Source organism: Bacteroidales bacterium, assembly GCA_016707785.1.
Lineage (GTDB): Bacteria > Bacteroidota > Bacteroidia > Bacteroidales > UBA4417 > UBA4417.
Genome location: JADJGZ010000060.1, coordinates 145,159 through 153,991, shown reverse-complemented (window position 1 = coordinate 153,991; position 8,833 = coordinate 145,159). Strand labels below are relative to the sequence as shown.

The window sequence follows — 8,833 nt, the reverse complement described above, 5'->3', positions numbered from 1 at the left end:
GTAAATGGCAGATGCAAATATTACTGGAAGATATAGTTTAAGTGATAACGGTACTTTGGGGACTGCAAATACCGGTGCATATCCTATGTTACCCCGCTATTATGGACTTATCGATGAAAATGGTGGTATTATAAGTGGAACTGATGGCTTTAGTGTCATACAATTAGCTACTGGAGGGTATAAAATTTCAACTTCGGTTACCTCTGCCGTTTCAACCACAATAGTTTCCCCTATGCTGTCTTATGTCTATGCAATTGCCAGGACAGGTGGATATCAGAATACTGTTATCATTGAGACTTATGATTTTACTACAGGAAATCACATAAATACCCCATTCAACTTTATGATATTTGATCAATAGGAAGTATCAATCTCACTGTAGCTATGCTAAAATAACTTGTATTTCTATACACTTTCTATTTCACATTTTATTCCTGATTCATTGTTCACGTTTAACTTCTGATCGCATGAAAAATCTTTTACTCATCTTTTGCCTAACTGTTGGATTGAATGCTATTTCACAAGTAGCCGTCAACACCGATGGCACCGACCCCGATAATTCCGCTATGCTGGATGTGAAAAGCACTACCCGTGGACTGTGTTGCCTCAAGGATGACCCTTGCCCAAGCGAATGCAATCGTTTCACCGGCCACCGGGTTGGTGCTTTCCCGAATAACGACACTCCCAGGGCTATATATTAATCCGGTACACCTTTGGCACCGGCATGGGGTATGGTTGGCAGCAATTCCGTCAATGGCTTACCAATGGCCTTGATATGTATTATAGTTCGGGAAGGTTGGAATTAATACCTCCACCCTGGCCTCTTTGCATGTTGCAAAAACAGTCCTGACTTTACCGCATTATTTGGTTCGGATTCAAAGTTATAGTGATGGAACTGCCGTTTCAATCGGTGATGATGCCGCTTCTCCGGTATTGTACCTGGGTCAGTCGGCAAGCGACAAAGGCTATTTAATTTGGAATTACAATGTTAACCCTGTCAATGCTCAATTCCTGATAGGTACCTTCAACAGTTCAAATCCCCTGCTGCTCCAGCCTTACTATGGTAATGTTGGAGTCGGTGTATTAGCCCCGCTTTCTAAATTCCATGTCAGTAGTTCCGGCTCCGAGAGTCTATTAGGTTATACCAATACCATCCCAAATTATTTCTATCATACAGAAGATCCGGTTGAAGGTGACGGGCAGTCGGCACTTTTTGCATTAAGAACCCGCTCATATGCAAATAATGGTTATGATTATGCCGATTTCTCCAGCAACTCAGCGCTCAAAGGCATGGCTTACTGGGGTGATGAATATTCTTTTGGCACTTCAGGGTTCAGTTACCTTGACTATGAGCGGAGAGAGGGTAGGTGCAAGTAGCGGAGGAGGTTATTGGGGATCATTGGGTTATCGTGCGACCGGATACATATTGTATGGTGGATACTTCTCCAACTGGAATGCCGGGGGAGGTAAAAGTAACCAACCAAATACAGGAATAGGAATAGGAGTCTGGGGCAACCTGATGGGCGCTGATATCCATGGCAAGGTGTATGGCATATATGCCGAAGGGGAAAACTACGCAACGTACTCAAAAAACGGTTTGGCAATTAAAAACAACCTGGATGTGCACCTGCAGGAAAACGGGACCGAAACCCAAACGGTTCTTTACTCAAACGTTTCAACGGATGTAACTGTTACGACCAGCGGATATGTTACCCTTACCAATGGCAAAGCAAGCATAGCCTTTGATCCGGCATTCACTGCATCCGTGTCAGCCGATATCCCTGTTGTGGTTACGGTAACCCCTGTAGGTTCGCCCAACTGGGTATATCTGTCCGAAGTTTCAGAAAAAGGATTCAGCATTGCAGAAGGTAATGAAGGGAAAAGCAGCGCCAAGGTTTCTTTTATCGCAATTGGCCGGCGGGCAGGCTATGAACATCCCATACTCCCGGGTGAAGTAATTGAAAGCAGCTATACTCAAAATCTTGCCCGCGGTTTACATAACGATGCATTTAAAGACACCAAAGGGGAAGGCCTGTATTATGAAGATGGTAAACTGAAGGTCGGAATTCATCCCTCCGTATATACTGACCGCGGAAAATCGGTAGCTGAGACTTTTATTCCTGCTTCTTTATCTGCTCCTGCATCATCAGGTCATAATGCTGCAGCAGGCCAGTCCTTCGGAAATGATGTACATGGAACCCCGCATGTACAACCCCGGAAAGCAGAAAAAGTAATATCAACTCCAGCTATAGTTCCGGGAAGTAATTCATCTGGCATGTCACCAGCTGTCAATACCACCACTTCGACTCAAAGGCAAAAATAAGATGGGAAAAGCTTGCTTGAACTAGATGCATTCTCAGATCCACATCTTTATTTAGGGTTGCTGTTTGTTTACATTTCAACTCATTTAGCTTCTTTAATAACTATTAACGTTCATCCAAGAAAACAGGGAATATGCGAAAACTTATTGTACTCTTTATTATAACGTTAGGAATGGCAACTCATGCACAGGTAGCCATCAACAACGATAACTCTACGCCCGACAATTCAGCCATGCTGGATGTGAAATCCACAACCAAAGGTATGCTCCTGCCACGAATGACCTCTGCAGAGCGTATTGCTATTGAATCGCCAGCCACCGGGCTTACCGTGTATGATCTCAGCACCCAGAGTTACTGGTACTATAACGGCACTGCATGGGCAACTATAGCTAACAGTCCATGGACAGTGAACGGGAATAATATCTATGCCAATATCACCGGGAAAGCGGGTATTGGGACCACACTCCCGGATGATAAACTGCATTTATATGATTCGGTTAACCTGAGGATATTGATAGAGACCCCAGATAATTTTATGCAGGTTGTCTGCCAGGAATGCTCAGCGTGAATTTTTCACCGGTACCATCGGCGACCGTTGGTCAGTTTTTGATAACAATGTGGGAGGAGAAAGAATCAGTGTGCTTCCGAATGGCAATGTGGGGATTGGAAATACTGCACCTACTCACCGCTTGATGGTTTCGGATCCTGCCACAAATAATACATTGCGTCTTACAGGTATAGGGGTGACCTATGGGGAGGGTTCAAAGCTAAACTTCGGGGATGGTGATTATGTGTTTATCAGTGAGGATATTGACGATAACCTATTGATTAAAGGAGCGCAGCGAACCGCTATTATGGGCGGCAATGTGGGGATTGCAACCACCACGCCCGATCCATCAGCAGCACTGGATGTCAGTTCTACCACCAAAGGGTTCCTGCCACCACGGATGACCAATCTTCAACAGCTTACTATACCATATCCGGCAGTGGGGCTTGTTGTATGGTGTCTTGACTGTGGCCCGAGCGGGGAGTTGCAGGTGTTTAACGGAACTGCCTGGACCAATATGATAGGTGGTGCAGCCACGGCCGGACCGGTTATTGGTCAAAATTACCAGGGTGGTAAGATCGCCTATGTGCTGGCACCCGGCGACCCTGGATATGTTTTCGGAGAGTTTCATGGAATCATTGCCACTCCCGACGACCTACCTCCTGCGCATTGGGGCTGTTATGGAACATTACTATCCGGGGCTATTGGCTGTTACTGTTGGAACTGGCAATCAGAACACCATAGACATTATGGCTGGCTGTGCCGAGACGAATATTGCTGCCAGAAAATGTGGAGACCTGGTATTAAATGATTACAGTGATTGGTATCTGCCTTCCATTAATGAGTTAGAAATACTTTCTAATAACAGGACTGCGATTGGTGGTTTTAACAATCTTGATTTATACTGGAGTTCCTCACAGTATGATTCTGGTTTTGCACATTATCTTGATTTCTCAAATGGCTTAACATTCTTAGCTAAAAAGATTGTAACACGTAAAATACGTCCTATCCGGTCTTTCTAGCTTTGAGTTTAACTTAGGATTAACTACTTACCAATGAGTTTATTCATGTTCATAGAATGTTCATTTTTCATGCCATGGCATTGCAAATTAATTTGACGATTAACCGAGGAATTTTAAAATAATCTTAAAAATGACTTTATGAAAAACTTTTAATACTCTTTTCCTTACAGCCTGTTTTGGGGCCTGGTCGCAGGTAGCTATAAATACTGATGGCTCAGTTCTGACAATTCAGCCATGCTGGATGTGAAATCCACAACCAAAGGCATGCTCCTGCCCAGGATGACTTCTGCAGAGCGAACAGCCATTGTCTCACCAGCCACCGGGCTTACCGTGTATGATCTCATCACCCAGAGTTACTGGTACTATAACGGCACTGCATGGGCAACCTAAACTAACAGTCCATGGACAGTGAACGGGAATAATATTTATGCCAATATCACCGGGAAAGCGGGTATTGGTAATATTCTCCCTGGTGATAAACTGCATCTTTTTGATTCGGTTAACCTTAGGATATTGATAGAGACCCAGGATAATTTCTATGCCGGTGTCCGTACCAGGAATTCACAGCGTGAGTATTTTATGGGTACCATCGGCGACCTTTGGTCAGTTTTTGATAACAATGTGGGAGGAGAAAGAATCAGTGTGCTTCCGAATGGCAATGTGGGAATTTCAACCACCACACCCGATCCGTCAGCAGCCCTGGATGTCAACTCTACAACCAGAGGGTTTTTACCGCCAAGGATGACCAATCTTCAACAGCTTACTATACCCGATCCAGCTGCGGGGCTGGTTGTATGGTGCCTTGACTGTGGCCTGAACGGGGAGTTGCAGGTGTTTAACGGAACTGCCGCTGATCCCTCCTGGGTATTGGTTGGAAATAATGCCGGACAATGGGATCGATTTATTAGATGATCACTTGCAATCATTCTTAGACCCTATGGTATGATTCCGGAATAGTTGATGATATATTATCACCATATGGTTTATTCCTATTCAATTATGATTTGTGATCCGCCAGACGGATTGACATACCATACTACCGGTAACTTGAAATTCAAAGAAGATGGGATTTGCCTGCTGATCCCTTCAGTAAATAAATTCTGTGGTTTACATATGCGAAACAAGTATCTGAACATCATTGAATCTCAATTGTTTAATGAGTAAACCCAACTACTATGAAGAAAATACTTCTACTATTTTTTGTGGCATTCGGATTGAATATCCATGCCCAGGTCGCTATCAATACTGACGGCAGTGCCCTGACAATTCAGCCATGCTGGATGAAAAGCACAACCAAAGGGCTGCTGGCTCCCAGGATGACCCTTGTCCAGCGATCAGCAATAGTCAACCCCACTACCGGCCTGACCATTTTTCAAACCGATGGCATAAAAGGCTTATACTATAATTCCGGTACGCCAGCAGTCCCGGCCTGGGACCTGGTTGGCAGTAATGCCGGCCAATGGCTGAACAATGGAGCCGATATTTATTACGACGCCGGCAATGTTGGCATCGGGACTTCTACTCCCTTAGCCAACTTCCATGTAGCGAAGAATATCCCTGGTTATACTGCGTTATTTGGATCAAACATACTGGGATACAATGGTGGGACCAATGTTTCCATCGGGGATGATTCAGGGTTCTCCCTCCTTTATGTCGGGCAGTCATCAGACAATAAGGGGTATATGGCCTGGAATTACGATCCCACTCCTGCAAATGCTCAGTTGATGGTTGGAACCTTTAATGGCTCGAATCCATTGTTGCTTCAGCCTATAGGGGGCAATGTCGGAATTGGGAATGTAGTTCCGGCAGGTTTATTTCATGTGGCAAAAGTTGACAATACACAAACAGGGATATTTGGGATACCGCTCAGCACTTTTAATTCAGTCTCCAATGTATCCATTGGCGATGACATTGGAACTGCGCTTTTGTATGTGGGACAGTCAACTGATTATAAAGGCTTCCTGATCTGGAATTCAAATCCAACCCCAGCCAATGCTCAATTCTGGATTGGAACCTACAATGGTTCGAATCCAATGGTGCTTCAGCCGGTAGGTGGTAATGTAGGTATCGGCACTTATACACCGGCCTCACGACTGCAGGTCGATTATGATGCTTCCGGATCAAGTTACCTGGGATACAACGTATACCATCCAAATTATACCTTTCATAACGAGGATCCGTTAAATGGTCCCGGGCAGTCAGCCTCCTATGATTTCAGAGCCAGTGCTTCAAATAACGGGACAGGTTACGGAGTTTCCTCGACCAACAGTGCCAGCCTTGGCTATTCCTTCTGGGGCGATCTTTACTCCTTTGGATCATCAGGTTACAATTACAACGATTATTCACGCTGTGGAGGGTAATTGGAGCAGAAGTGAGGGTTCTGTGGGGGATCCTTGGTTACAAAGACAGTGGCGCCTCAGGGTATGGCGGATATTTCACTAGCTGGAATTTTGGAGCAGGAAAAGCAGCGAGGGCAAGCACAGGGATAGGAATCGGAGCCTGGGGCGACCTGATGGGAGCCAATATCCATGGCAAGGTATACGGGACCTACACGGAAGGTCAGAATTATGCTATGTATGCGAATGGCGTAACTTTCAAGAATAACCTGGATGTGCACCTGCAGGAAAATGGCACAGAGACTAACACGGTGATGTATACTTCTGTTTCAACCGATGTAACGGTTCAAACCAGTGGTTTCGCTACAGTTAAGGATGGATTGGCTTCAATTGATTTTAACCCGGCTTTCGTGGCTGCTGTTTCACTGAGTCGCCACTGGTGGTCACCAAACATCAATGGGAAAATCGAATAGCCTATACCTTGACCAGGTGACCCCAAAAGGATGTAAGGTTGTTGAAAATAACGATGGCAAAAGTACTGTAACCATATCGTATATAGCTATTGGGAAAGGGCCGGATTTGAACATCCTGTCTTGCCGGGAAGTGATTAAACAGTTACCCCAAAAATCTTGCGGTGGATTGCGACAATGATGCTGACACCAAAACAAATGGTAAGAGGCATGTATATGAAGGAGGCAAACTGACCGTCGGTATTCATCCTTCCACCTTACCAGATCCTAATAAACCGGCTTTAGAAACCGTAGTTCCAAAGCCAGGAACTCCTGAAATGAAGGATATGAATAGAACTGAACAGGCTTCAGGAGCTGGATCCCCTTCAGGAACAGATTCTAAGGCCGGAGTTCAAAACGGGGAAGCGATTCATTATAAGAAAGCAATTGATGATCTGTCAAAACCTTCTGCTCTAAGAGGCCATTCAAATGAAAAGACTTCTCCGGTGCTGAAATAGCATCCATCAGAGATGGTGTTCTGACTGGTTCAACCTATTCTATTCTTAACAGTCTTTTGAATCCCTGCCAACCAGATTGGCAGGGATTTTTTGTTTCAGGCAGAACAATCGGTAGATACGAACAATATACTGTGGCTGATTCGGTTTGCAGATTTTCTGTATGGAACATGCCCAGTATCGATGAATTCTATGCTTCGGCCTGGCTCAATAAAGCAGTTTGTAACTGATTTGGCCTTGGCGGCAAAGAGCATCCTGGCAAAAAATCAAATAATTCATCTATTTGTTTTGCACATATTTGTATCATACAAAAATGTATAATACATTTGTGTCAAATTTTGGACTCATGGAAAATCCTTTTATTTTCGGGAAGATCATCTCAGGAGACCTTTTTCTGGATCGAGACATAGAGCAGGAACGCCTTCAGCGGAATATCCGTTCGGGTATCAACTCCATGCTGGTTTCACCTCGGCGCTGGGGAAAATCCTCACTGGTACGCCAGGTTGATGAAAAAAATCAACAGGAAGATTCATCAGTAAGGTTTTGTTTTATTGATATGTTCAATATCCGGAAAGAGGAGGATTTTATGCCCAACTGTCACAGCTGTTCTGAAAACAGGATCTGACCGATGGGAAAATGGATGGATGATGCCCGGCAGTTCTTAAAAGGCCTAATTCCCCAGGTTCAACATGGGCAGCGATCCGATGAGTGATTTTTCCAGTTTCCCTTGATTGGAAAGAGGTAAAAAGAACCCTGATGAAATTCTTAATTTACCGGAGGTCATCTCGGTAAAGAAGAAAATCAGGATCGTGGTTTGTATTGATGAATTTCAGAATCTTGCTTTTTTCGATGAACCCCTGGAATTCCAAAAAACGTTGCGGGCACACTGGCAGCTTCATAAAAATGCAGTATATATTTTACTTGGAAGCAGAAGGCATATGCTCATCGACTTTTTTAACAATCCTTCCATGCCTTTCTACCGGTTTGGCGATCTGGTAATGCTCGAAAAAATACCCGCTGGGTTCTGGCCTCCATTTATTTCAGAAAGGTTCGCCTGCTCAGGTAAACAATTTCCTGAAGTACTGGCAAATAACATACCGGGACTTCTTGAAAATCATCCTTATTATATTCAGTACCTGGCTCATGAGATTTGGAGCATTACTGATAAAGAAGTCACACAAGCAATAATTGATACTGCGATTGCCAACCTCCTGGATCAGAACAATTATCTGTTCCAGATGCAAACGGATAACCTCCCGAACACGCAGGTAGCGTTTCTTAAAGCACTTTCCGAAGGAGTGATCTCATTTACCTCTATGGATACTATGAAAAAATTTGATCTTGGGTCCGTTTCAAATATCCGCAGGATCAGGGAGGCTCTGATTCATAAGGAGATTATCGACATTTTTCCGGGCAAGCCTGAATTCCTTGATCCTCTCTATAAGCTTTGGTTTAGAAAGAATTTTATGCATTGATCTATACTACGGCTGATTAGGTTTACGAATTTTCCTTTATGGAACATACTCAGTGTAAATAGTATTTTTAGACAGTCATTTAATATTTTAGCAATTCAGTATAAAGATATTTTATTTTGCTAAGCGATGGTTTTCCCGGCTTTAAGTGTCTAACTTATAATAGTTCAC

General features: G+C 44.0%; 14 protein-coding genes. All 14 read left to right on the top strand.

The annotated features are described in order from the left end of the window. The first annotated feature begins 55 nt into the window (after positions 1-55). The 14 genes from IPH84_20505 (at position 56) to IPH84_20440 (ending at position 8,665) form a co-directional block, all read left to right on the top strand. Complete coding sequence (locus IPH84_20505; GenBank protein MBK7175539.1) at positions 56-361, top strand: hypothetical protein; 306 nt, start codon at positions 56-58, stop codon at positions 359-361. Positions 362-467: 106 nt separating this feature from the next. Beyond that, positions 468-701, top strand: coding sequence for a hypothetical protein (locus tag IPH84_20500; protein MBK7175538.1), 234 nt, complete (start codon positions 468-470; stop codon positions 699-701). Between the two features lie 163 nt (positions 702-864). Continuing rightward, on the top strand, positions 865-1,377 hold the full coding sequence (locus tag IPH84_20495) for a hypothetical protein (GenBank protein ID MBK7175537.1): 513 nt from the start codon (positions 865-867) through the stop codon (positions 1,375-1,377). After that, positions 1,307-2,323, top strand: coding sequence for a hypothetical protein (locus tag IPH84_20490; protein ID MBK7175536.1), 1,017 nt, complete (start codon positions 1,307-1,309; stop codon positions 2,321-2,323). The genes IPH84_20495 and IPH84_20490 overlap by 71 nt, the downstream gene beginning before the upstream one ends. 131 nt (positions 2,324-2,454) lie before the next feature. Further along, complete coding sequence (locus tag IPH84_20485; GenBank protein ID MBK7175535.1) at positions 2,455-2,889, top strand: hypothetical protein; 435 nt, start codon at positions 2,455-2,457, stop codon at positions 2,887-2,889. Continuing rightward, entirely contained in the window at positions 2,864-3,679 is an 816-nt protein-coding gene (locus IPH84_20480) for a hypothetical protein (GenBank protein MBK7175534.1), read from the top strand. The genes IPH84_20485 and IPH84_20480 overlap by 26 nt, the downstream gene beginning before the upstream one ends. Beyond that, positions 3,618-3,890, top strand: coding sequence for a DUF1566 domain-containing protein (locus IPH84_20475; GenBank protein ID MBK7175533.1), 273 nt, complete (start codon positions 3,618-3,620; stop codon positions 3,888-3,890). The genes IPH84_20480 and IPH84_20475 overlap by 62 nt, the downstream gene beginning before the upstream one ends. Positions 3,891-4,124: 234 nt before the next feature. Next, positions 4,125-4,280, top strand: coding sequence for a hypothetical protein (locus IPH84_20470; protein ID MBK7175532.1), 156 nt, complete (start codon positions 4,125-4,127; stop codon positions 4,278-4,280). A gap of 18 nt (positions 4,281-4,298) precedes the next feature. Next, positions 4,299-4,802 (top strand): hypothetical protein, encoded by a 504-nt coding sequence (locus IPH84_20465; GenBank protein MBK7175531.1) that lies wholly within the window; start codon positions 4,299-4,301, stop codon positions 4,800-4,802. Between the two features lie 263 nt (positions 4,803-5,065). After that, a complete protein-coding gene (locus IPH84_20460; GenBank protein ID MBK7175530.1) occupies positions 5,066-6,250 on the top strand; it encodes a hypothetical protein in 1,185 nt (394 codons plus the stop codon). A gap of 11 nt (positions 6,251-6,261) precedes the next feature. Then, positions 6,262-6,699, top strand: coding sequence for a hypothetical protein (locus IPH84_20455; GenBank protein ID MBK7175529.1), 438 nt, complete (start codon positions 6,262-6,264; stop codon positions 6,697-6,699). A 161-nt stretch (positions 6,700-6,860) separates the two neighbouring features. Then, entirely contained in the window at positions 6,861-7,193 is a 333-nt protein-coding gene (locus IPH84_20450; GenBank protein MBK7175528.1) for a hypothetical protein, read from the top strand. A 343-nt stretch (positions 7,194-7,536) separates the two neighbouring features. Further along, positions 7,537-7,815: a hypothetical protein gene (locus tag IPH84_20445; protein MBK7175527.1), complete on the top strand. Its 279-nt coding sequence runs from the start codon at positions 7,537-7,539 to the stop codon at positions 7,813-7,815. A 106-nt stretch (positions 7,816-7,921) separates the two neighbouring features. After that, positions 7,922-8,665 (top strand): hypothetical protein, encoded by a 744-nt coding sequence (locus IPH84_20440; protein MBK7175526.1) that lies wholly within the window; start codon positions 7,922-7,924, stop codon positions 8,663-8,665. Positions 8,666-8,833: the final 168 nt, after the last annotated feature.